This window comes from Nocardioides ochotonae (assembly GCF_011420305.2).
GTDB lineage: Bacteria > Actinomycetota > Actinomycetes > Propionibacteriales > Nocardioidaceae > Nocardioides > Nocardioides ochotonae.
Genome location: NZ_CP061769.1, coordinates 2,558,864 through 2,579,481 on the forward strand (window position 1 = coordinate 2,558,864; position 20,618 = coordinate 2,579,481).

Genomic DNA, 20,618 nt, shown 5'->3' on the forward strand with positions numbered 1-20,618 from the left:
CCCCATCAGTTGTCCACCAGGACGTTGATCTCGGCATTGGGCAGGCGCACCCGCTTGAACACGGTCGCCGGCTTGTAACGGGTGTTGCCGCGCACGGTCTGCACCTTCAGCGCGATCTCCACGCTGGACACCAGCGGCAGCTCGACGTCACCCAGGCTCGCCAGGGTGATCAGAGTGCCGCCGGAGTCGTAGTAGAAGAACGTGTCCACCGCCGGCCAGGCCAGGCCCCGGGCCAGCACCCGCTTCTGCACAGAACAGGTCGGCAGAGTCGCGTCGCAGTAGCTGTAGGACTGGGTGGCGGTGTTGATGATCGGACGCTGGATCCGCTGCACGAGCTGTCCCGAGGTCTGCGCGGCATGCGTGTCGCGCTCGAGCTCGAGGGTCACCAGCAGTGGCGCGGAGCCGACGGTGTTGAGGTTGGCGTAGAACTGCACCCGGGTGCGCGTGGCCGCCTTGAGCGCGGTGTCCGCACAGGTGGGGCAGGCCAGCTCCGTGGCCTGCTCCGGCAGCACTGCGGTGCGCAGCACCTTGCTGACCGCGTCGACCGAGACCTGGCTCTGGGTGGCGTTGTCCAGCCTGTTCTCCAGCGCCGCGGTGGTACGGATGACCAGCACCGCGGTGGTCCCGAGACCGGTCATCAGGATGGTGAAGATCGCCATCGCGACCAGAAGCTCGGCGAGGGTCATGCCCCGGTCACCGAAGGCGCCCGGCGAGCATCGCCGGCGGGTCATGGCGTCACCACGCGCGGGTAGGTGCCGTCCCAGGGCAGCGTGACCTGTTGCGGCCCCCGGTTGCCGACACTGATCCGCCACGTGCCGAAGGGGACGCTGGTCCTGAGCTTGCCGGTGCCGTCGGTCTTGCCGAGCACGATCTTCGCGGCTCCGGGGCACGCGGCGTCGTCGCCTCGTTCCGCGATCACCTCGCGGTTCGACTTCGACCCGCCACCTGCCCACTCCGCCACGACCGCCGCCAACGGAAGGGTCACCGTGCTCGTCCCACCGGGGGTGGCGGTGACCAGCGCACGCGGGCGGTCGCTCTGGTAGGGATCGCTGTCCGCGCAGGCGCCCGCCCAGACCTCGTAGCCCGCCGGATAGGGCCACAGGTTCGTGAGGGCCTGCGTGCCGGCGCTGTCGACGCCCCCGCGCACCACGGTCATCCCGCTGGGCAGCAGGGCACTGTTGGCGAGCGTCACCGGGAACCCGGTCGCGCCCTTGGGCTCGTGGCCGGGCCGCGTCTCGTAGGTGACCACGACGCGGCTCGCCAGTGCGTACTCCATCGTCGTGCGCACGAGCCGGCCGGCCTGGACCTGCACGGTCTTGGACGTCGTGCCGTCGCGGTTGACGTGTCCCGGGAGGTTGGGCGTGATCGTGTAGGCGCCCTCCGGGAGGAACGCGAAGACCGCGCACCCGTCGTCCGCCGTCAGGCTGCTGCTCGTGCCCCCGGGGCCCGAGACCGTCACCGACCTGCCCTCGAGCGGCTCGCCCTCGGCGCCGAGGAGCCGGACCCCGATGTGTCCGGTGCTCTGGGAGTAGGTGCCCTTCGGTGGCGTCATAACGGTGTCGGTCGAGACCGGCGGGCGGTCCGCGCCGAGCCCAGGCCAGGTCACCTCGACCCGCACCCGCAGGAACGCGAGCTCCGCGCTGCTTCCGTCGTCGCACGTGGACGCGGCGGTCGAGCCGACCTGGGCCCACTGGGCCGTGCGGGTGACGGTGTAAGGCACGTTGTCGACGACCAGCGGCGCGTTCGCCACACCGCCCGGCACCTGGTTGGGGTTGACCACCTGGTTGGTGGTGATGGTGGTCGGTCCGCGGGTCAGCGACGTGAACGCATCGCGGGTGATCTCCAGCTCGCGGGTGGCCAGGCTCGTGGCCACCATCCGGTAGCGGTCCTCCTTGGCCAGCCGGATCGCGCTGCCCAGGAGGCTCAGCACGGCGCCGGTGATGACCAGGAACAGCGCGAGCGCGACCACCACCTCGATGAGGGTCATGCCGTCGTCCCGGCGCGCAGGGGCGCTGCAGCGGGCTCGTGTGGACAGCAGCATCGCGTTCCTCTCCTCGTGACGGACTCGACCGAGGATCAGATCGGCTGCCGGACGTCCTCACTTGAGGAACGGCGAGGGTGACCAGACCGGCCGCACTTTCTCGCCGCCGCCCTCAAGCCGGGGACCGACGGGGCCGACATCTCCCTTCGACAAGAGCACCTGACCCCGGGGAGGGGCGCAGGGCACACAGCACCACACCTTCCGCAAAGGGGAATCACATGCTCGCTCGTCTGCAGAAGTCGATGAAGGAGAAGGACCAGGGCTTCACCCTGATCGAGCTCCTCGTCGTCATCATCATCATCGGCATCCTGGCCGCGATCGCCATCCCGGCCTTCCTGAACCAGCGCCAGAAGGGCGTCGACGCCTCGATGAAGAGCGACGTCAAGAACGCCGCCACGATCGTCGAGACCTGGATGACCGAGAACCCCTCCACCGCGGTCCCCGCCGGCGCCGCTGAGGACGAGTACGAGGGCTTCACGGCCACCAAGGGCAACACCGTCACCGTGACGGCGGGCGGGACCATCGGCGAGTACTGCATCCAGGCCACGAACGACGCCTCGAGCGAGGACGTTGACTTCGTCGTCTACGACTCCGCCAAGGGTGGCCTGCAGGCCGCGTACGACGCAGGCTGCTGATCGCCGGCGCGGGGTGGGCGAGAGAGTCTCTCGCCCACCCCGCGCACGCACTACGCGGCGTCGACACAACGACGCCGCTTCGTTCGTTCTGAACCACACGCCGGGGGGCAACTCGTGTCCGCAGTCCGCAAGATCGCCAGCCTGGTCGTGGTCGCAATCATCGGGCTCACCGCCATCGACGGCGGCTCGGTGCTGCTCACCACCCTCGCCACCCCCGACGAACTCGAGGAGGCCGGGTTCAAGGCGGCCGCCGTGGTCAGCCACAGCAACGACCCGGTGCCCACGAGCACGACCGCGGTGGCGGCCCTCGAGGCCGCCCGCGCCGAGGCGGGCAAGCACGACATCACCGTGCGCGAGGACGACTTCACCATCTACGCCGACGACACCGTCGAGCTGACCGGCGCGACCACCGCGCCGACCCTCCTCTTCAAGCACGTGCCCTTCCTGGAGGGCCTGGCCGAGGTCGTCACGACGCTGAGCGTCGAGCCGCGCGCCATCGACAGCAGCAGGCAGCGTTCCGGGAGGAACCGATGAGCACTCACAGCACCCATCTGGGTCACCCGCTCGACGAGCGGGTGCTCGATGCCGAGACCGCCCGCACCACGCTGCGCTCGATGGCCTCGGTGACCCGCGTGATCCTCGGGGTCGCGCTCCAGGCCCCCGCCGAACCCGAGACGCTGAGCGCTGCGCCCGCTGCCGCGCCCCCTCACGCTCCCGTGGCGCTCGCGCAGCCGTCCGAGCCGGAGCCGCTCCAGCTGGCCGTCGAGCCCGACCCTGAGCCCGCCCCCGCGGCGTACGCCGCCCCGGCGGAGGACGACGCGGACTGGATGCCGGCCCTCGCCGCGGTCCCGCGCCTCGCGGTGGTCGACCCGCTGCCGCCGGCCCCCGAGCGGCACAACGTCGGCCTGCTGGCCGAGCTCGCCTTCCTCGACGACTGATCCCCACGCGCCCGGCCGGAGACGTGCCGAGAATCCCATCACGTCCCACTGGTCCCCCTGGCCCCCTCCGACCCACTACGGTGGTGCGGAACTCCAGAGGGGAGCACGGGGATGGGGACTCAGATGCCGGTCGACGACGTCGACGACCTCTGGCGACGCTTCAAGCACGACCACGACCCGCAGGCACGTGACCAGCTGGTCCTCCAGTTCTCACCGCTGGTCAAGTACGTCGTGGGTCGCCTCCGCTCCGGCCTCCCGGCCAGCGTCGACAGCGACGACCTGACCTCCGACGGCGTCCTCGGCCTGCTCGACGCGGTCGACAAGTTCGATCCCGAGCGCGGCCTGCAGTTCCAGACCTACGCGGTGTCCCGGATCCGCGGCGCGATCGTCGACGGCCTCCGCTCGACCGACTGGGTGCCGCGCTCGGTGCGCGAGAAGATCCGCGACCTCAACGCCGCGCAGACCACCCTCGAACGACGTCTGGGCCGCTCCCCCGACGACACCGAGGTGGCCGCCGAGCTCGGGATCGGCATCACCGAGCTCCAGGAGATGTACGCCCAGACCAGCTACACCAACGTGCTCAGCCTCGAGGCCAGCACCACCGGCGAGGACGACCCGGCGCCGGCCGCCAGCTACCTGCCCGGCCCCGGCGAGGACTGGCCCGACGGCTTCCTCCAGGCGGTGCGCAGTCTTCCCGAGCGCGACCAGATCCTGATCGCGCTGTACTACTGGGACCGCCTCACCCTCGCCGAGATCGGCCAGGTCCTCGGCGTGACCGAGTCCCGGGTCAGCCAGCTGCACAGCCGCGCCACCCTCACCCTGCGCCGCCGGATCGCCGAGCAGGCCGACGCCTGACGGGTACCGCCCGTCCATGGACGAGAAGGACACGGTCGCGGCCCTGCTCGCGCGCCACGGCACGACGTACGCCGAGGACGCGGGGATCCGCCTCGACGACGCCCCGGCCCCGCTTTGGCAGCTGCTCGTGCTCAGCCTGCTGCTCTCCGCGCGGATCCGCTCCGAGGTTGCCGTCGCCGCCGCCCGCGAGCTCTTCGCGGCCGGCTGCACCACTTCCCCGCGCACCCGCGACACCCCGCGTCCGCGGCTGATCGCGGCCCTCGGACGCGCCGGGTACCGCCGCTACGACGAGCGCACCGCCACCCAGCTCGCCGAGCTCGCCACCACCGTCCTGGACCGGTACGACGGGGACCTGCGGCGCCTGCACGAGCAGAGCGACGACCTCGGGCGCGACCTGCAGCAGTTCAAGGGCATCGGCCCCGCGGGCGCGGCGATCTTCTGTCGCGAGGTGCAGGGCGTCTGGCCCGACCTCGCACCGTACGTCGACGAGCTCACCGCCAAGGGGGCCGAGCGGCTCGGGCTGCCCACCTCATCCGACGCGCTGGCGGGCCTGGTGCCCGACCGGGACCTGCCCCGGCTGGTCGCCGGCTGCGTGCGGGCCGCCCGCGACAAGTTGGTCGTCGACGACGTGCGGGGTGCTGGGCCGACCTGAGGGGTCTCGGCAGGCTCGACCGACGAAACGCGGTCAGTCGTCGGGCGGATGGGCGGTGACGAGCCGCGTGGTGCCGCCGTCCTTGATCAGGTGCAACCCGTGCGGGGATCGCCAGAGGTAGGTCGCGGCGTCGGTCTTGTCGTAGGTCCAGGCGGTGTGGGTCTTGGCCCGGTGATGTCGCCGGCACAGCGGGGCGAGGTTGCACGAGCAGGTCGAGCCACCCGCACCGTGGGCGACGACGTGGTCGGTGTCGCAGCGCCGGGCGGGTCGCTCGCACCACGGGAACGCGCAGACCGGTTGGGCGAGACGGGCCTGCTCGATCAGCTTGTCCGGAACCGCGTAGGCGTCGGTGTGGTGGTGGGCATCGAGATCGATCACCGGCTTGATCACCACCTGCGCGTCGCCGCACCAGTCGCGGACCTGCTCGGTCGACACGATCGACCGCGTCTCCTCGATGTGGGCGACGCCCGGCTCGTCACGGCTGATCGCCGCCTCCGACAGGTGCACGTGGATGACGACCTGGCGAGGCTTCACCACCGACGCGGCACCCTCGCCAGTCTCTGCCCGCAGGTCGAACGCGAGCTGGCGTCGGGCGAGCTCACCGGCCGCCATCGAGCGCCGCACGTCCAACGACTCGGTCGAGCCGAGGGCGGCGAGCTCCTCCGCGCCGTGGCGGATCGCGGCATCCAGGTCGAGGGCGTCGGCGAGGTCGAGGACGCCTTCCACCCACGCGGTGCCGTCGTGGGTCACGTCACGGGTCCGGACCTCGAACCGGCGCCCGTCCGCGGCCTGACGGCGCCGCTTCTCCGCACCTTCGGGATCGAACGTCGCCCGGGCGTGGTCGACGAGCCGCTCGATCTCTGCCCAGCCGACCTTGCCGACGACCGCAGCGAGCTGACGGTCGACGAAGTCGGCACCCTCGGGCGGAAGAGCGAGGGTCAACTGCGCGAGCCGACGTCCCTTCCAGACCGGCACCACACCGGCCCGCATCATCTTCCACGTGCGCGGGAGCCGGTGCGCCAGCTCGAGCGCGGATCCGACCAGCGCCCGCGCGGAATCCGTCGACATCCCGAGCGCGGCACCCAGCTCCATCGGCGCGAACTCCGCCACCAGCGGGGTGCCCTCGCCACCGAGCGGCACCGCCACCTCGGCGAAGATCCAGCCGTCTGTCGATGCCGCGTCCGAGACCGACTCGGCCGGGTGCATCGCCGCCCACGCCAACGCCGCGTCCAGGACGTCGAACTCCGCGCGCTGGACCGCAGCCCGTCGGCACTGCGCGAACGCCAGCACGGCGGCTGGAGTGTCGCAGTCGGGGAGCTCGGGGTCGACCATGCCTCATCCTACTCGAACGCACGTTCGAGGAGAAGCGTGGGCGGTGAACCCGAAGGTAAAGACTTCAGGGACGAGTGGGTCAGCGCTCCCGGCGTTCGCGCTCCTCGCGGTCGCGGCGGGCATCCTCGGCGAGGTCGCGGCGGATGCCCTCGGCGCGGCTGCGCTCGAAGAGCAGGATCGCCGCCACGACACCGGCGGTGAGGAGGATCGTCAGGATCAGGCCGAACAGGGTCATGGTCAGTGGCTGGCCTTGCCGCCCTTGCGGCCGGCCTCCTTCTTCTGCGCGGTCGTGCCGCCCTGCGTGGCGTTGCGGCCCTTGCCGGACTGCTCACCGCCGTGCTTCGAGGAGTCCTTGGCGTCCGCGATCCTCGCGGCCCGCTCCTTCGACATGCCCTTGTCCTTGAGGGCCTCGTACTGCTTCTGGTTCTTGATGTTCCCGGCCATCTGGCACCCCCGACTCGCTCACGGTTGCCGGACGCGGTACCCGGCCGCGTCACGCACATGCGCGACAGCGTCGGTGCCCACGGCTACCGTGCAAGGACCTCGGAAGGGAGTCCGGCATGTCCGATCGGCCCGTGCTCGTCCTCAACGCCGGCTCCTCCTCGCTGAAGTACCAGGTGCTGCGTCCCGGCACCGGCGAGTCGCTGCTCGGCGGCCACCTCGAGCGGCTGCACCACGACGACTTCGCCGCCGCCCTGCTCCGCGTCAGCGCGGAGTTGGCGGACGCCGGCCTCGGCGCCGACGCGCTCGCGGCGGTCGGGCACCGGGTGGTCCACGGCGGCTCCCGCTTCGTGGTGCCGACGCTGGTCGACGACGCCGTCCTGGCCGGCCTCGAGGAGCTCGTGCCGCTGGCCCCGCTGCACAACCCGCCGGCGATCGAGGGCGTGCGCCACGCGCGAGAGGTCTACCCGGACCTGCCGCAGGTCGCGGTCTTCGACACCGCGTTCTTCGCCGACCTGCCGGTCGAGGCCGCGACGTACGCCGTGGACCGCACGCTCGCGGAGCGCCACGGCATCCGGCGCTACGGCGCGCACGGCATCAGCCACCACTACGTCGCCGCCGAGGTCGCGGCGTTCCTCGGCCGCCCGCTCGCCGAGCTCGACCAGATCGTCCTCCACCTCGGCAACGGCGCCTCGGCCACCGCGATCCAGGGCGGGCGCCCGGTCGAGACCTCGATGGGCCTGACCCCGCTCGAAGGACTGGTGATGGGCACCCGCGGCGGCGACCTCGACCCCGGCGTGCTGCTGCACCTGCTGCGCGTCGGCGGCCTCGACGTCGATCAGCTCGACGACCTGCTGCACCACCGCTCCGGCCTCCGCGGACTGTGCGGACTCCAGGACTTCCGCGACCTCCAGGCGGCCCGCGACGCCGGTGACGAGGCTGCCACGACCGCGTACGCCGTCTACTGCCACCGGCTGCGCAAGTACCTCGGCGCCTACCTCGCCGTGCTCGGCGGCGCCGACGTCATCACCTTCACCGCGGGCGCCGGCGAGCACGTCCCCCGCCTGCGCGCCGACGTCCTCGCCGGCCTCGAACGGCTCGGGATCATCGTCGATCCCGTCCACAACGGCACGGCCCGTGGCCCCGCCCGCATCTCCGCCGACGACTCCGAGGTGACGGTGCTGGTCGTCCCCACCCGCGAGGAGCTCTCGATCGCCCGGCAGGTCGTCGAGGCGTTGGCGGACTGAGCGTCCTCGACGCGGTGACGGTGACGGTGACCTGGATGCTCGGCTCGCACGAACCCCGGATCGGGCACCTGCGCCACCGGACCACCTCGAGCGCGGCCAAGGGGTCGGTCCTCGGTGCCTTCGTGGGTGCGCTGGCGCCCCGCTCAGTGGGCGGGCACCGAGCGGGCGCCCCACTGCCCGCCGTCGAGCTCCGAGGTCCCTGGGTGTTGTAGACCTCGTCGAACGCGTCGACCTTGGCCTGCAGCTGGGCCAGCTGGTGGACCACGTCATGGCTCTGAGTGTCGAGCCGATCACCGACAAGCCCTCTCGCCCCAGGCGACATGGGACGCCGCCGCGTAGCGGGAGTGGTCATCGATGAGCTGGAAGATCACGCACTTGCGCCCACGGGTCAGGACGTACTCGGTGGCGTCGAGCTGCCAGCACGCGTTCGGGGCCGGGTAGACGAACCGTCGCGACCGGGCACGGATCGCGTAGAACGTCTTACGTGAGATCGGGATGCTCTTCGCAGAACGTGGTCACCGCGCCTCGTGGCGGATCCTCAGGCCACTGGACGATCGCGAGACGGACACGAGGATCGACAGGCTCATTGGCGGAAGGCACCCCACCAGAGAGCCAGAAGTGTCACCACCAAGCACCCCAGTTGTGTCACCGATGTCCTGACACAGAACCGTCACCGATGTCTTGAGACATGACATCGAGACCGTGGTGGAAAGACTCTTGTCGTCGAACGTGCGTTCGAGTAGGATGAGGCATGGCCGACCCCGAGCTCCCCGACTGCGACTCCCCAGCTGCTGTGCTGGCGTTCGCGCAGGCCCGTCGGGCGGCGGCCCAGCGGGCGGAGATCGACGTCCTGGAGGCGGCCCTGGTGTGGGCGTCGATGCACCCGGAGGAGTCGGTCGCCGAGGTGGCGCCGACGACCGGGCTGGTGTTCGGGGAGGTGGCCGTCCCGCTGGCCGGTGAGGGGGCGCCGCTGGTGGCGGAGTTCGCGCCGATGGAGTTCGGCGCCGCGCTCGGCATGTCCACCGACTCGGCCCGCTCGCTGGTCGGTGACGCGCTCGAGCTGGCCCACCGGTTGAAGCGCACCTGGCAGTTGGTCCGCGCCGGCAGGGTCCCGCTGTGGAAGGCCCGGCGACTCGCGCAGCTGACGACCGCTCTGCCGATGGACGGTGCCGAGTTCGTGGACCGCCAGCTCGCCGCCTTCGTCGGAAAGATCAGCTGGGCCGGGATCGAGCGGCTCGTCGACCAGGCCCGCGTCGCGTTCGACCCCGAGGGTGCGGAGGAGGACCGACTCGCTGCCGCCGAGTCGCGCCGCTTCGACGTCCACACGCGCGAAGCCAGCCACGACGGGACCGTCCACGTCGAGGGTGTCCTCGACCTCGCCGACGCGATCGACCTCGACACCGCGATCCGGCAGGGCGCCGAGGAGCTCGCGACTCTCGGGTCGACCGAGCCCCTCGACGTGCGCCGCTCGATGGCCGCCGGGGAGCTCGCCCGACGCCAGCTGGCCCTCGACCTGCGCGCCGAGGCCGGCAGCGCCGGCGTAGACGCTGCCTCGGTGGTGAAGCCGCGCCAGGTCGTCATCCACGTCCATCTGTCCCACGCCGCGATCACTCGCAACGAGGCGGGCATCGCGCACGTCGAGGAGACCCGGTCCATCGTGTCGACCGAGCAGGTCCGCGACTGGTGCAGCAGCGACGCCCTGGTGGTCATCAAGCCGGTCATCGACCTCGAGGCCCACCACCACACCGACGCCTACGCCATCCCCGACCGCCTCGTCGACCAGACCCGTCTGGTCCAGCCGATGTGTGCGTTCCCGTGGTGCGAACGCCCGGCCCGCCGCTGCGACACCGACCACGTCGTCGCCCACGGGACCGATGGCCCGACGTGCTCCTGCAACCTTGCGCCGCTGTGCCGCCGACACCATCGCGCCAAGACCCACACCGCGTGGACCTACGACAAGACCGACGCCGCGACCTACCTCTGGCGATCACCGCACGGACTTCACCTCGTGAAGGACCAAGGCACCACCCGCCTCGTCACCGCGCACCCGCCGGACGAGTAGATCGACCGCCCCGGACCCCGCCGACACCTTGCCGGCGGGGCCACACCGCTGCGTGGGTCTCGACAAGCTCGACCGACGACAGCGGGCCTCAGCGCTGCTCGGACGAGACCGAGGGGCGGGCGGTGGTGGAGGGTGAGGCGCCGCGGGCGGGGGTGGCGCCGGGGGTCCAGGACCAGTCACGGACCTCCGGCAGGTCCTCGCCGTACTCACGCGTCCACTGGTGCGCCCGGCGGCGGGTGTCGACCATCCGCTGGCGCAGGGCGGCGGCGCGCTGTCCGAGCGAGGGCACCCGGTCGATGACGTCCATGACCAGGTGGAAGCGGTCGAGGTCGTTCATCATCACCATGTCGAAGGGCGTGGTGGTCGTGCCCTCCTCCTTGTAGCCGCGGACGTGCAGGTTGGCGTGGTTGGTGCGGCGGTAGGTCAGCCGGTGGATCAGCCACGGGTAGCCGTGGTAGGCGAAGACCACCGGCTTGTCGGCGGTGAAGACGGTGTCGAAGTCGCGCGCCGAGAGCCCGTGCGGGTGCTCGGTGTCGTCCTGCAGGCGCATCAGGTCCACGACATTGACGAAGCGGACCTTCAGCTCGGGCAGGTACTCGCGCAGGATCGAGGTCGCCGCGAGCGCCTCCACGGTCGGTACGTCGCCGGCGCACGCGATCACCACGTCGGGGTCGCCGTCGTCGCTGGAGGCCCAGTCCCAGATGCCCAGCCCCCGCGCGCAGTGCAGGTCCGCGGCGTCGGCGTCGAGCCAGTCGAAGGTCGGCTGCTTGCCCGCGACCACGACGTTGACGTAGTGGGTGGTCTCGAGGCAGTGCCGCATCGTGGAGAGCAGGGTGTTGGTGTCCGGCGGCAGGTAGACCCGCACGACCTCGGCCTTCTTGTTCACGACGTGGTCGATGAAGCCGGGGTCCTGGTGGGAGAAGCCGTTGTGGTCCTGGCGCCACACGTGCGAGGTGAGCAGGTAGTTGAGCGAGGAGATCGGCGGGCGCCAGGACATCGTCCGGGTGGTCTTGAGCCACTTCGCGTGCTGGTTGAGCATCGAGTCGACGAGGTGGATGAACGCCTCGTAGCAGCTGAACAGGCCGTGGCGACCGGTGAGCAGGTAGCCCTCGAGCCAGCCCTGGCAGGTGTGCTCGGAGAGCAGCTCGACCACCCGTCCGTGCGGGGCGAGGTGCTCGTCGGTCTCGAGGATCTCGCCGGCGAAGACCTTGTCGGTGACCTCGTAGACGGCGTCGAGCCGGTTGGAGGCCGTCTCGTCGGGTCCGAAGATGCGGAAGTTGTCGGGGTTCTGGCGCACCACCTCGATCAGGTAGCGACCCAGGACCCGGGTCGCCTCGTGGACGGAGGCCCCCGGGGTCGGGACGTCCACCGCCGAGCCGCGGAAGTCCGGCAGCCGCAGCGGCCGGCGCAGCAGGCCGCCGTTGGCGTGCGGGTTGGCGCTCATCCGCCGGTTTCCCCGCGGTGCCAGCTCCTGCAACCGGGCGACCGGACTCCCCTCGGCGTCGAAGAGCTCCTCGGGCCGGTAGGAGCGCAGCCACGACTCCAGGATCGCGCGGTGCTCGGCGTTGTCGCGGGTGCCCGACAGCGGCACTTGGTGGGCGCGCCAGGTGCCCTCGACCTGCACCCCGTCCACGGTGTGCGGGCCGGTCCAGCCCTTCGGGGTCACCAGCAGCACCATCGGCCAGGGCCGGCGCTCCAGGTCGCCGCCCTCACGCGCCGCCCGCTGGATCTCGGTGATCCGGTCGTGCGCCTGGTCCAGCGCCGCAGCGAGCTGACGGTGTACGTCGGCGGGGTCGTCGCCCTCCACGGTGAGCACCTCGTGGCCGTAGCCGCGCAGCAGCGCGAGCAGCTCCTCGCGCGGGATCCGCGCCGGCACGGTGGGGTTGGCGATCTTGTAGCCGTTGAGGTGCAGGACCGGCAGCACGGCGCCGTCGTGCACCGGGTCGACGAACTTGTTGGCGTGCCACGACGCCGCCAGCGGGCCGGTCTCGAACTCCCCGTCCCCGACCACGGCGGTGACCACGAGGTCGGGGTTGTCCATCGCCGCGCCGTACGCGTGGGACAAGACGTAGCCGAGCTCGCCGCCCTCGTGGATCGAGCCGGGGGTCTCCGGCGCCACGTGGCTGGGCACCCCGCCCGGGAAGGAGAACTGGCGGAACAGCTGGCGCATCCCCTCGGCGTCCTCGCTGACCTGCGGGTACACCTCGCTGTAGGTGCCCTCCAGCCACGCGTTCGCGATCGCCGCCGGCCCGCCGTGCCCGGGGCCGGCGAGGAAGATCATGTCGACGTCGCGCTCGCGGATCAGCCGGTTGAGGTGGGTCCACAGCAGGTTCAGTCCCGGGGTGGTCCCCCAGTGGCCGAGCAGGCGCGGCTTGATGTCCTCGCGGGTCAGCGGCGTCCTCAGGAGCGGGTCGTCCATCAGGTAGATCTGTCCGACGGACAGGTAGTTCGCCGCCCGCCACCACGCGTCGAGGTCCGCGAGCTGGTCGTCGTCGAGGGCGTGCTCGGTCATGGGGCGCTCCTGTGCTGGTGAGGAGGTGCGTGCCGATGGGCTGGTCTGCACGCTAGGGCTGATCGGCCGGGAGCGGAACCGCCTACCGCGCCGTCGCGCGCCACAGCGGTCCGAACGGGCCGTCACCGGGGGTCTGCAGGCGTACGGTGAGGAGCGCGCACCCCGGCGACGAGGGAGAGGCCGTGGCCACGACGACACCCGACCCGGACGCCGCGATCCGCATCGAGGGCCTGATCAAGAGGTTCGGGTCGTTCACTGCCCTGGACCACGTGGACCTGCGGGTCGGGCGGGGCGAGGTGCACGGCTTCCTCGGTCCGAACGGCGCTGGCAAGTCCACGACGATCCGGGTGCTGCTCGGGCTGTTGCGGGCCGACGCGGGCACGGTCGAGCTGCTGGGCGGCGACCCGTGGCGCGACGTGGTCGCGCTCCACCGCCGGCTCGCCTACGTGCCCGGTGACGTGGTGCTCTGGCCGTCGCTCTCCGGCGGCGAGGCGATCGATCTGCTCGGGAACCTGCGCGGCGGGCTCGACCCGGCGCGACGCGATCGGCTCATCGAGCGCTTCGAGCTGGACCCGACCAAGCGGGGCCGTCAGTACTCCAAGGGCAACCGGCAGAAGGTCGCGATCGTCGCCGCCCTCGCAGCCGACGTCGAGCTCCTCATCCTCGATGAGCCGACCTCCGGCCTCGACCCGCTGATGGAGGCGGTCTTCCAGGACGAGGTCGGCGCGGAGAAGGCCCGAGGACGCACCATCCTGCTGTCGAGCCACATCATGAGCGAGGTCGAGGCGCTCGCCGACCGGGTGAGCATCATCCGCCAGGGCACCATCGCCCAGACCGGGACACTGGCCGACCTGCGCGGTCAGGCGCGGGTCGCGATCAGTGCCACCCTCGGCCGTCCACCCGCGGACCGGTCCGGTCTCGGCGCGCTGGACGGCGTGCTCCACGACGCCGTGCTCGACGCGCGGCACCGCCTCACCGCCACCGTCGATCCGGACCGGATCAACGAGGCGATGGCCGCGCTGGTGGCCTACGACCTGTCCGCGCTCACCGTGTCGCCGGCGTCGCTGGAGGATCTCTTCCTGCGCCACTACGACACCGAGCACACCGAGGACGCTGGGCCGTGAGCACGGCGCTGACCGGGACCCGTCCGCTGCTGAAGGTGTCGTTGCGACAGGACGCCCGCCACATCGCCCCGTGGGTGGCCGGGATCTCGGCGCTCTCCGCGTCCTCGATCCTGGCCTACGCCTGGATCTTCCCCGATGCCTCCGACCGCGAGCAGCTCGCCCGGACGCTGGGGGTCAACCCCGCCCTCGCTCTCATCTTCGGCCCGGCCCGTGACCTGACGACCGCGGATGGGTTCAACAGCTGGCGCGCCGGCATGCTGGGGGCGTTCTTCGCCGCGCTGATGGCGATCCTGATCGTCGTGCGCAACAGCCGCGCCCAGGAGGACTCGGGGCAGGCGGAGCTGGTCGCCTCGGGCGTCCTGGCGCGGGGCACCCGGCTCGCGGTCGCCGTGCTGATGGCGAGCACCGCCTCGGTCGCCCTCGGTGTGGTCTGCTTCGCGGTGACCCTCGCCTGCGGAGGCGGGGCGAGCGCCACGCTGATCCTGTCGGCGACGTTCACCGCCTCGGGGCTGATGTTCACCGGCGTCGCTGCGATCGCTGCGCAGCTGGGCTCGGACGCCCACGCTGCGTCGAGCATCGCGATCGGCACCCTCGGTGTCTGCTACGTGGCGCGCGGCTACGTCGACTCCTCGGACCCCGACAGCGACGCCACCTGGCTCACGCCGTTGGGCTGGTTGTCACAGACCCGGCCGGGCACGGAGGACAACCCGTGGCCGCTGCTCCTCGCCCTGGTCCTCGCGATCGCGCTCGTGGCCATCGCGTTCGTGCTGCAGCAGCACCGCGACTTCGCGCAGGGGATGCTCTCGCAACGGCCGGGACCGGCTCGTGCCGGGTTGGCCGGCAGCGTCTGGGGGCTGGCGCTGAGGCTCAACGTCGGCGCCCTGGCCACCTGGCTGATCGCCTTCGTCGCCCTGGGCTTCGTCTTCGGCAACCTGGCCACCTCGGTCGGCGACGTCGCCGCAGACAGCCCGGCACTGGCAGACATCGTCGCCTCGGGCGGCGGCGCCGGCGTCGACCTCACGTCGGCGTTCATCACCACGATCCTGCAGATCATCGCCATCGTCGCCGCCATCACCGGGGTGCAGGTCGCGCAGCGCATCTACGGCGAGGAGGTCGCGCACCGCGTCGAGCCGCTCCTGGCCGGGTCGTTGCGGCGTACGACGTTCCTCGCCAGCCACGTCACCATCGCCCTGGTGGGGTCAGCGATCGCAATGCTCGTCGCCGGCACCACGCTCGCGCTGGTGGCCTCCACCCGGGACGACACGGTCGCCTTCCGCGACGTCGTGGCGCAGGCGGCGGTGACCGTTCCGGGGGTCTGGGCCCTGGTGGCCCTCGCCCTCGCCTTCGTCGGGGCCGCGCCCACGCGTCGCCTCGTGGGCTGGCTCGGGGTCGTGGCGACCTTCGGGCTCACGCTGCTGGGCCCGACGTTCAAGCTGCCCGACTGGGCCCTCGACATCAGCCCGCTGCGCCACGTCCCCGACGTCACGGCCGACTCCCCCGACTGGGCCGGCCTCACCGGGCTGGGCGTGGTCGTCGGCGCGCTGCTCGCCGTCGGCTTCGCCGGGTTCCGGCGCCGCGACGTCGCCTGAGCCGACCCACGCGGCCGCGCGGGTGGTGTCTAGGCCCGCGACCCGTAGTAGTAGCCCACGAACGCGACGCCGACGCAGACCACCAGCACGCCGACGCCGTAGGCCAGCGCCAGGCCGTACTGCTTCTGCCGCACGAGCTGCACCGCCTCGTAGCTGGCGGTGCTGAAGGTCGTGTACCCGCCCAGCGGTCCCACAGCGAGGATCGCGCGCACGTCGGTGTCCTCCATCCGCCCGGCCACCAGGCCAGTCAGCAGACCGAGGACGAAGGCGCCGCTGACGTTGATGATCGTGGTCGCCCAAGGGAACGACGACCCCTTCGTCCGGGACCCGATCAGGCCGTCGAGCACATAGCGCAGCGCAGCGCCGACGCCGCCGGTGAGCACGAGCAGCAGGTAGAGCGGCAGGGTCACCGCTCCACCTCCTCACCCGGTGCCGGGTGCCGCTGGATCCGGGCCCCAGCCACGATGCCCGCGATCGTGGCCGCGGCCCCGACGACCACGGTGCCGCATGCGTAGGCCAGCGCCATTCCGATCCGGCCGTTGTCGAGCAGCACGGCGGTGTCGGTCGCCAAGGCACTGTACGTGGTGAGGCCGCCACAGAAGCCTGCGCCGAGCAGCGCCTTGAGGCGCACGGTGTCCATCGGCCTGGGAACGGTGCGGCTGAGCCCCTCGTAGAGGAACCCGAGCAGGAAGGCGCCGATCACGTTCACGACCGGGATCATCACCGGGATCCCGTCGAGGTCCGGGATCTCCCGCGACAGCACCTCGCGGCACCCCGCACCGATGCCGCCGCCGAGCAGCACCAGACCGATCGACGCCGGTTGGAAGTGCGCCGGACGCCTGCGTCGCCGGCCGCCGGAGTCCCCGGGCGTGCTGGTGGTGTCGAGCATCAGGCGACCGTACTGTCGTGCGCCGGGGCGACACCCTCGAGGGCACCCGGAGAGACCAGTTCGAGCAGCGCCAGCACCGTCTGGTTGATCCGGGTCAGCTCGCGCATGACGTCGTCCATCAGCCGGTCCGTCGGGCCGCTACCGCTCATTTCGAAGGACGCGACCTCGAGCACGAGCGGGCCGGGGAGCCGCCCGTCCAGGGCGGTGGTGAGCGCGGCGATGTTCGTGCTCGTGGACCGGGCCATCCCGCGCCAGTCCTGGTCGTGCGGCCCCACCCCCGTCACGATCGCCCGCTCGGCGGCACGCACGAGACGGCGCGCGTGGCTGGTCAGCGCCCACACCGCAGTGAGGCGGCCCTCGATGCCCTCGGGTCCGAGCGCCCCGGGCGCGTGCCGCAGCGGTTCGGCCGTCGCCACCACCGTGCGGACGTCCTGGCTGGCGGTGAGCACCCGTTGCCTCAGCTCCGGGAGCGCGGTCGGGGGCGCCCCGGCAAGCCGCCCCATGCTGGCGGTGACGATCGCATCGATGTCGCGGGCCAGGACGCTGACGTTCTCGTCGAGCACCGTCCGGGTCCGCGTCGGCAGGACGACGTAGGCCACCACGAGAGCGATGACGGCGCCGAGAAGCGTCTCCGCCACCCGCTGCGCGAGCGCCAAGGTGGTCAGGTTGCCGAGGTACTCGTAGAGCAGCGCGAAGATCATGGTCGTCCAGAACGTCGCGACCGCCGGACTCACCTGGCGGTAGTAGACGGAGGCGAACACGGCGAGGGCCAGCAGCGGCATGATGACGGGGGCGATCGCAGCCTCGGACAGCGCGATCCCGAAGCCCACGGCTGCGCCGACCACGGTGCCCGCGACCCGCCGCGCGCCCTTCACGAACGTGTCCCCGTCGGTGTCGCCGAGCACCTGGAACGCCGACAGCGTCGCCCAGTACTGATGGGTGGTGGAGACCAGCCAGCCGGCCAGCAGCGAGGCCGCGCTCGCGACCCCGGCCTGGACGGCCCGCCGCACCGCCGGCGCCAGCAGTCCGCTCCCCCGGCCTGCGTCGGGCGCTGCTGCCACACCGGTGTCGCCCGCGGCGGGAATGGTGGTGGTGTCGGCGACCTCCTGGCGTTCCTCCTCGCGCTCCTCCTCGGCCTGTGCGGTCGCGGCCACCTCGGCGACCGGCGGGTCCATCGCGGCGATCGCCGCGTCACGCAACCGCACGGCCGAACGGTGCAGCTCGTCGACGGACTCGAAGACCAGGCGCGCCGCACGCGGCCATGCTGCGGGCGGGTCGGCGTCCACCCACGGCGCCAGCCCGCTCGGCGCCCGTCTCCCCCCGTCCGAGCCGGGCAGCGAGGCCACCGTCAGCTCGGCCAGATGGGCCTGGAGCAGCTCGACACGGCCGGCGAGGCGGGCACGCGCCTCCAACGAGACCGTGACGCCGGCGAGGCCGCGAGCCGACGCGACCAGGCTCATCAGGGCGAGCTCGGAGTCGAAGAGCCGGAGCCGCAGGGCCACGGCGCGCCCGGCCGGCATCCCGGCCGTGGCCTCTCCCTGCCGGAGCTGACCGCCGACGAACGTCGCGTGAGCACGCAGCTGCTGGAGCTCGACCTCGACGTGCGCGCGCACCGCGCGGTCCCAGCGCGCCCAGGAGACAGCATCCAGCAGTGCGTCCATCGAGGAGACCATGCGTCGGGCGTAGCCCTCGAGGCCCTGACGCAGGACCACCGGCGGCCGCTCGGGGATGAGGACGTGGTTGAAGACGAACGCCGCCCCGACGCCGACCACCGCGGCCGCGACGTAGGCGAGGACGTCGGAGGGCTCGAGGCGCAGGATCAGCGCGAAGTAGTAGCCCATGAACGACACCTGCCCCAGCGTCGACCAGCGTGGCCCGAAGCGTCTGGCCGCCACGGCGAGGGTCGCCACCGCCACCACGAGCACACCGGTGAGCCAGACGGAGTCCGAGACGAGCGCTCCGAGCAGCACCAGCGCCGAGATGGGCACGGCGACGACGAGGCTGGTGATCCGCCGATCCCGCTGGGTCTGGCCCACGGCCGCGCCCGAGCTCAGCATCGCCACGAAACCGCCGAAGACCGCCGGCTCGACGGATGTCCGGTCGAGCTCGTCGAAGACCGCGTACAGCGCCCCCGCGGAGGCGACCGCGGCGAGCATCGCACGCGTGGCCGCGCGGAGGCGGGCGTTGCCGGGGTCGGTCAGGGACAGGAACCGGGCAGCGAACAGCTGGCGACGCGTCGGGGGCTCACGGCTGGCCCGCACCGACAGCAGGCGCGGGTCGATGTCCGGGACCGTCCCCGTCTGCACGCTGTCCAGGGCGACGCTGTCCTCGGCCTGGAGCATGGAGACGGGCCGGTCGCTGACGATCACCGGCTGGTAGTCGAGGTCGTCGCTCACGGCGAGGGTCATGCGTTGCGCGCGGAACTCGAACGGCAGCCACTGGCGGTAGCGCTGGTAGGCGTCGTCGAGGTCCGCGAGCGGGTCGATGCGAGCCAACTGGCCCATCGCGGCGTTCAGCTCGACGAACCGCGTCACCCACAGGTCCTGCGTGTCACGCTCCGGGTGGCCCACGATGCGCTCGAACTCCTCGCGGCTCACGACCTCCGGGACCGTCACGTTGCGCCAGGTGGCCATCCGCTCGAGGTAGTCCTCGAACTCCAGGAACTGGAAGGTCAGCGGTACCAGTCCCGGCTCGGTGGCGGCCGGGTGGCCGGTCGGGAGCCCCCACCGCAGCGCACTCAGTGTCCCCGCGAGCATCCGGACGGCGTACGGCAGCGCGAACTGGTCCTGCCCGCTCTGGAAGTAGTACGCCGAGTGGTGGAACCGCAGTCCGTCGACGTAGGAGGAGAACGAGCCCGCGATGCCGTCGAGGTGGCCGTCGAGACCGCTGGGCTCGCCCTCACGGAAGAACGCCGCCAGGCTCGCGACCGGTGACCCCGCCCCCCGCTCGGCGGTGAAGAAATACCGGCACAGGGCGCTGAGGTCGCTGATCACCGAGAACACGCCGAGCAGGAAGGTCAGGATCAGCGACAGCAGAAGGACCCCGCTCAGGGTCTCGGCGATGCTGAGGAAGCGCAGCAGGTCGGTCTCGGCGGTGAGGGCGGAGCCGCCCACTGTCGAGAGCTGCGCGGCGCTGAAGTAGAGAGCATCGAAGAGGGTCAGGCCGGCGTCGGTGCCCGAGACCGAGAAGGTGCTGCGCGACATCTGGCCGTAATAGATGAGGCCGAACCCGACGATGATCCCGAGCAGCCAGGCGATGATGATCACCACCATGTGCACCCACGTGACCTGGCGCAGGACGGCGCGCCGCCAGCGCCGCGACATGCGGCGCGTGAACAGGCGCACGACGAGCCAGACGCCCCGGCTCAGTCGCCCGGAGATGAAGCCGGCCTCGTCGAAGTCCAGCGCCGTGAGGACGACGTCGAGCAGCGCCGCCGTGAGGACGACGATCCCGAGAAGAAGCCACAGGTTGTCCATCAACCCGGCTAACCGCTCGTCGAGGGTGGCTCGCTGGCGAGCGGAGACGACATAGCCCCATTACCACACAGAGGTGTCGGCCTGGCCAGAGCCTGCCGAATCTGGGGGCGCGGGTATCAGGGCCGGGGTTTTCCTATATCTGGGCCCCCTCGGGCGGGGGAGGACAAGGGCCCTGCCCGGGGGCGGGACTTCGGCCCTACCTGCCCCATCGGCTCTGGGCGAGGGTGTTCGTGATATTCGACACTCCGTCACCGGCTGTGCTGGCGGTCCCCAACCCGGAAGGTCGTCGAGGCCATGAACCTGACCCCTCGAGAGATCGACAAGCTCTACGTCTACCAGGTCGCGGACCTCGCCCGGCGTCGTCGGGAGCGGGGCACGAAGCTCATGCCCTGACCACGAGCGTGCACGTGCGCTCGACCCCCCAGCACATCGCCGACGGCACCGGCGAGTCGATGCTGCGCTCTCTGCTCACCAACGTCTCCGAGGTGGTGCTGGTCAACAGCGTCCGGTCGGGCGCACTGATCCTGATCGGGCTCTTCGTCGCCTCCTGGAAGGTCGGGCTCGCGGCCGCCATGGGCAGCCTGATCGGCACGCTGTGCGCCTGGGCGATGGGCGAGAGCTCGGCGACCATCGACCAGGGACTCTCCGGCTATTCCGGCGTCCTGACCGCCATCGCGCTGGCCGCGGTGTTCCTGGTCGGCAACGCCGCCGCCTGGGCCTACGCCGTCCTGCTCGTCATCGCTGCCTACATCCCCGCACTGCGGCGGCCATGAGCACGCCGCGCGGGGACACCCACTCCCGCCCGGCACCCGGCCTCCGCGCCGC

20 protein-coding genes and 1 pseudogene are annotated in these 20,618 nt (G+C 71.7%); 11 read left to right on the forward strand and 10 right to left on the reverse strand.

The window, feature by feature from the left end:
• Positions 1-5: 5 nt before the first annotated feature.
• Entirely contained in the window at positions 6-731 is a 726-nt protein-coding gene (locus HBO46_RS12360) for a PulJ/GspJ family protein (protein WP_166139074.1), read from the reverse strand.
• Positions 728-2,041: a type IV pilus modification PilV family protein gene (locus HBO46_RS12365; RefSeq protein ID WP_224769026.1), complete on the reverse strand. Its 1,314-nt coding sequence runs from the start codon at positions 2,039-2,041 to the stop codon at positions 728-730. Before HBO46_RS12365 ends, HBO46_RS12360 begins: the two co-directional genes overlap by 4 nt.
• A 218-nt stretch (positions 2,042-2,259) precedes the next feature.
• Here HBO46_RS12365 and HBO46_RS20805 point away from each other — a divergent pair, with 218 nt between their 5' ends.
• The 5 genes from HBO46_RS20805 (at position 2,260) to HBO46_RS12390 (ending at position 5,121) form a co-directional block, all read left to right on the forward strand.
• A complete protein-coding gene (locus HBO46_RS20805; protein WP_191480140.1) occupies positions 2,260-2,676 on the forward strand; it encodes a prepilin-type N-terminal cleavage/methylation domain-containing protein in 417 nt (138 codons plus the stop codon).
• A 114-nt stretch (positions 2,677-2,790) separates the two neighbouring features.
• Positions 2,791-3,210 carry a hypothetical protein gene (locus HBO46_RS12375; protein ID WP_166139069.1) on the forward strand — a complete coding sequence of 140 codons (420 nt, stop codon included), beginning with the start codon at positions 2,791-2,793 and terminating at the stop codon, positions 3,208-3,210.
• Positions 3,207-3,614 carry a hypothetical protein gene (locus tag HBO46_RS12380; protein ID WP_166139067.1) on the forward strand — a complete coding sequence of 136 codons (408 nt, stop codon included), beginning with the start codon at positions 3,207-3,209 and terminating at the stop codon, positions 3,612-3,614. The genes HBO46_RS12375 and HBO46_RS12380 overlap by 4 nt, the downstream gene beginning before the upstream one ends.
• A 123-nt stretch (positions 3,615-3,737) precedes the next feature.
• Positions 3,738-4,469 carry a FliA/WhiG family RNA polymerase sigma factor gene (locus HBO46_RS12385; protein ID WP_166139064.1) on the forward strand — a complete coding sequence of 244 codons (732 nt, stop codon included), beginning with the start codon at positions 3,738-3,740 and terminating at the stop codon, positions 4,467-4,469.
• A 16-nt stretch (positions 4,470-4,485) separates the two neighbouring features.
• On the forward strand, positions 4,486-5,121 hold the full coding sequence (locus HBO46_RS12390) for an HhH-GDP family DNA glycosylase (RefSeq protein ID WP_166139061.1): 636 nt from the start codon (positions 4,486-4,488) through the stop codon (positions 5,119-5,121).
• Positions 5,122-5,154: 33 nt separating this feature from the next.
• On the opposite strand, the gene HBO46_RS12395 is transcribed toward HBO46_RS12390, so the two are convergent.
• The 3 genes from HBO46_RS12395 to HBO46_RS12405 all read right to left on the reverse strand — a co-directional run bounded on the left by HBO46_RS12395 (position 5,155) and on the right by HBO46_RS12405 (position 6,897).
• Positions 5,155-6,453: an HNH endonuclease signature motif containing protein gene (locus HBO46_RS12395; RefSeq protein WP_166139058.1), complete on the reverse strand. Its 1,299-nt coding sequence runs from the start codon at positions 6,451-6,453 to the stop codon at positions 5,155-5,157.
• Positions 6,454-6,532: 79 nt separating this feature from the next.
• Complete coding sequence (locus HBO46_RS12400) at positions 6,533-6,688, reverse strand: hypothetical protein (RefSeq protein ID WP_166139055.1); 156 nt, start codon at positions 6,686-6,688, stop codon at positions 6,533-6,535.
• Between the two features lie 2 nt (positions 6,689-6,690).
• Entirely contained in the window at positions 6,691-6,897 is a 207-nt protein-coding gene (locus HBO46_RS12405; RefSeq protein WP_166139053.1) for a DUF7218 family protein, read from the reverse strand.
• Between the two features lie 116 nt (positions 6,898-7,013).
• On the opposite strand from HBO46_RS12405, the gene HBO46_RS12410 reads away from it, so the two are divergent.
• The gene (locus HBO46_RS12410) at positions 7,014-8,141 is read left to right on the forward strand and encodes an acetate/propionate family kinase (protein ID WP_166139050.1); all 1,128 of its coding nucleotides are present in this window, start codon (positions 7,014-7,016) and stop codon (positions 8,139-8,141) included.
• Between the two features lie 314 nt (positions 8,142-8,455).
• Here HBO46_RS12410 and HBO46_RS12415 read toward each other — a convergent pair.
• Positions 8,456-8,741, reverse strand: a pseudogene (locus HBO46_RS12415) (hypothetical protein); the annotation flags it as partial.
• 151 nt (positions 8,742-8,892) lie between these two features.
• Here HBO46_RS12415 and HBO46_RS12420 point away from each other — a divergent pair.
• Positions 8,893-10,203, forward strand: a complete 1,311-nt coding sequence (locus HBO46_RS12420; protein WP_166139047.1) for an HNH endonuclease signature motif containing protein — start codon at positions 8,893-8,895, stop codon at positions 10,201-10,203.
• A gap of 88 nt (positions 10,204-10,291) precedes the next feature.
• On the opposite strand, the gene HBO46_RS12425 is transcribed toward HBO46_RS12420, so the two are convergent.
• On the reverse strand, positions 10,292-12,715 hold the full coding sequence (locus HBO46_RS12425) for a phosphoketolase family protein (protein WP_166139044.1): 2,424 nt from the start codon (positions 12,713-12,715) through the stop codon (positions 10,292-10,294).
• 182 nt (positions 12,716-12,897) lie between these two features.
• On the opposite strand from HBO46_RS12425, the gene HBO46_RS12430 reads away from it, so the two are divergent.
• Both HBO46_RS12430 and HBO46_RS12435 read left to right on the forward strand, forming a co-directional pair.
• Positions 12,898-13,839 (forward strand): ABC transporter ATP-binding protein, encoded by a 942-nt coding sequence (locus HBO46_RS12430; protein ID WP_166139041.1) that lies wholly within the window; start codon positions 12,898-12,900, stop codon positions 13,837-13,839.
• Positions 13,836-15,428 carry an ABC transporter permease gene (locus HBO46_RS12435; RefSeq protein ID WP_166139038.1) on the forward strand — a complete coding sequence of 531 codons (1,593 nt, stop codon included), beginning with the start codon at positions 13,836-13,838 and terminating at the stop codon, positions 15,426-15,428. Before HBO46_RS12430 ends, HBO46_RS12435 begins: the two co-directional genes overlap by 4 nt.
• Positions 15,429-15,457: 29 nt before the next feature.
• On the opposite strand, the gene crcB is transcribed toward HBO46_RS12435, so the two are convergent.
• The 3 genes from crcB to HBO46_RS12450 are packed head-to-tail and all read right to left on the reverse strand — an operon-like array spanning position 15,458 to position 19,793.
• The gene (gene crcB / locus HBO46_RS12440) at positions 15,458-15,838 is read right to left on the reverse strand and encodes a fluoride efflux transporter CrcB (RefSeq protein ID WP_153324187.1); all 381 of its coding nucleotides are present in this window, start codon (positions 15,836-15,838) and stop codon (positions 15,458-15,460) included.
• Entirely contained in the window at positions 15,835-16,317 is a 483-nt protein-coding gene (locus tag HBO46_RS12445) for a fluoride efflux transporter FluC (protein ID WP_166139036.1), read from the reverse strand. The genes crcB and HBO46_RS12445 overlap by 4 nt, the downstream gene beginning before the upstream one ends.
• Positions 16,317-19,793, reverse strand: a complete 3,477-nt coding sequence (locus tag HBO46_RS12450; RefSeq protein ID WP_166139033.1) for an FUSC family protein — start codon at positions 19,791-19,793, stop codon at positions 16,317-16,319. Before HBO46_RS12450 ends, HBO46_RS12445 begins: the two co-directional genes overlap by 1 nt.
• 294 nt (positions 19,794-20,087) lie before the next feature.
• On the opposite strand from HBO46_RS12450, the gene HBO46_RS12455 reads away from it, so the two are divergent.
• A complete protein-coding gene (locus HBO46_RS12455; RefSeq protein ID WP_224769027.1) occupies positions 20,088-20,186 on the forward strand; it encodes an urease subunit gamma in 99 nt (32 codons plus the stop codon).
• A 14-nt stretch (positions 20,187-20,200) separates the two neighbouring features.
• Positions 20,201-20,566: an urea transporter gene (locus HBO46_RS12460; RefSeq protein ID WP_166139030.1), complete on the forward strand. Its 366-nt coding sequence runs from the start codon at positions 20,201-20,203 to the stop codon at positions 20,564-20,566.
• The last annotated feature ends 52 nt before the right edge of the window (positions 20,567-20,618 follow it).

Coding starts and splice junctions, on each gene's coding strand:
- HBO46_RS12360 (WP_166139074.1), bottom strand. CDS start 731: ATGACCCGCCGGCGATGCTCGCCGGGCGCCTTCGGTGACCGGGGCATG.
- HBO46_RS12365 (WP_224769026.1), bottom strand. CDS start 2,041: ATGCTGCTGTCCACACGAGCCCGCTGCAGCGCCCCTGCGCGCCGGGAC.
- HBO46_RS20805 (WP_191480140.1), top strand. CDS start 2,260: ATGCTCGCTCGTCTGCAGAAGTCGATGAAGGAGAAGGACCAGGGCTTC.
- HBO46_RS12380 (WP_166139067.1), top strand. CDS start 3,207: ATGAGCACTCACAGCACCCATCTGGGTCACCCGCTCGACGAGCGGGTG.
- HBO46_RS12385 (WP_166139064.1), top strand. CDS start 3,738: ATGCCGGTCGACGACGTCGACGACCTCTGGCGACGCTTCAAGCACGAC.
- HBO46_RS12390 (WP_166139061.1), top strand. CDS start 4,486: ATGGACGAGAAGGACACGGTCGCGGCCCTGCTCGCGCGCCACGGCACG.
- HBO46_RS12395 (WP_166139058.1), bottom strand. CDS start 6,453: ATGGTCGACCCCGAGCTCCCCGACTGCGACACTCCAGCCGCCGTGCTG.
- HBO46_RS12400 (WP_166139055.1), bottom strand. CDS start 6,688: ATGACCCTGTTCGGCCTGATCCTGACGATCCTCCTCACCGCCGGTGTC.
- HBO46_RS12405 (WP_166139053.1), bottom strand. CDS start 6,897: ATGGCCGGGAACATCAAGAACCAGAAGCAGTACGAGGCCCTCAAGGAC.
- HBO46_RS12410 (WP_166139050.1), top strand. CDS start 7,014: ATGTCCGATCGGCCCGTGCTCGTCCTCAACGCCGGCTCCTCCTCGCTG.
- HBO46_RS12420 (WP_166139047.1), top strand. CDS start 8,893: ATGGCCGACCCCGAGCTCCCCGACTGCGACTCCCCAGCTGCTGTGCTG.
- HBO46_RS12425 (WP_166139044.1), bottom strand. CDS start 12,715: ATGACCGAGCACGCCCTCGACGACGACCAGCTCGCGGACCTCGACGCG.
- HBO46_RS12445 (WP_166139036.1), bottom strand. CDS start 16,317: ATGCTCGACACCACCAGCACGCCCGGGGACTCCGGCGGCCGGCGACGC.
- HBO46_RS12450 (WP_166139033.1), bottom strand. CDS start 19,793: ATGGACAACCTGTGGCTTCTTCTCGGGATCGTCGTCCTCACGGCGGCG.
- HBO46_RS12455 (WP_224769027.1), top strand. CDS start 20,088: ATGAACCTGACCCCTCGAGAGATCGACAAGCTCTACGTCTACCAGGTC.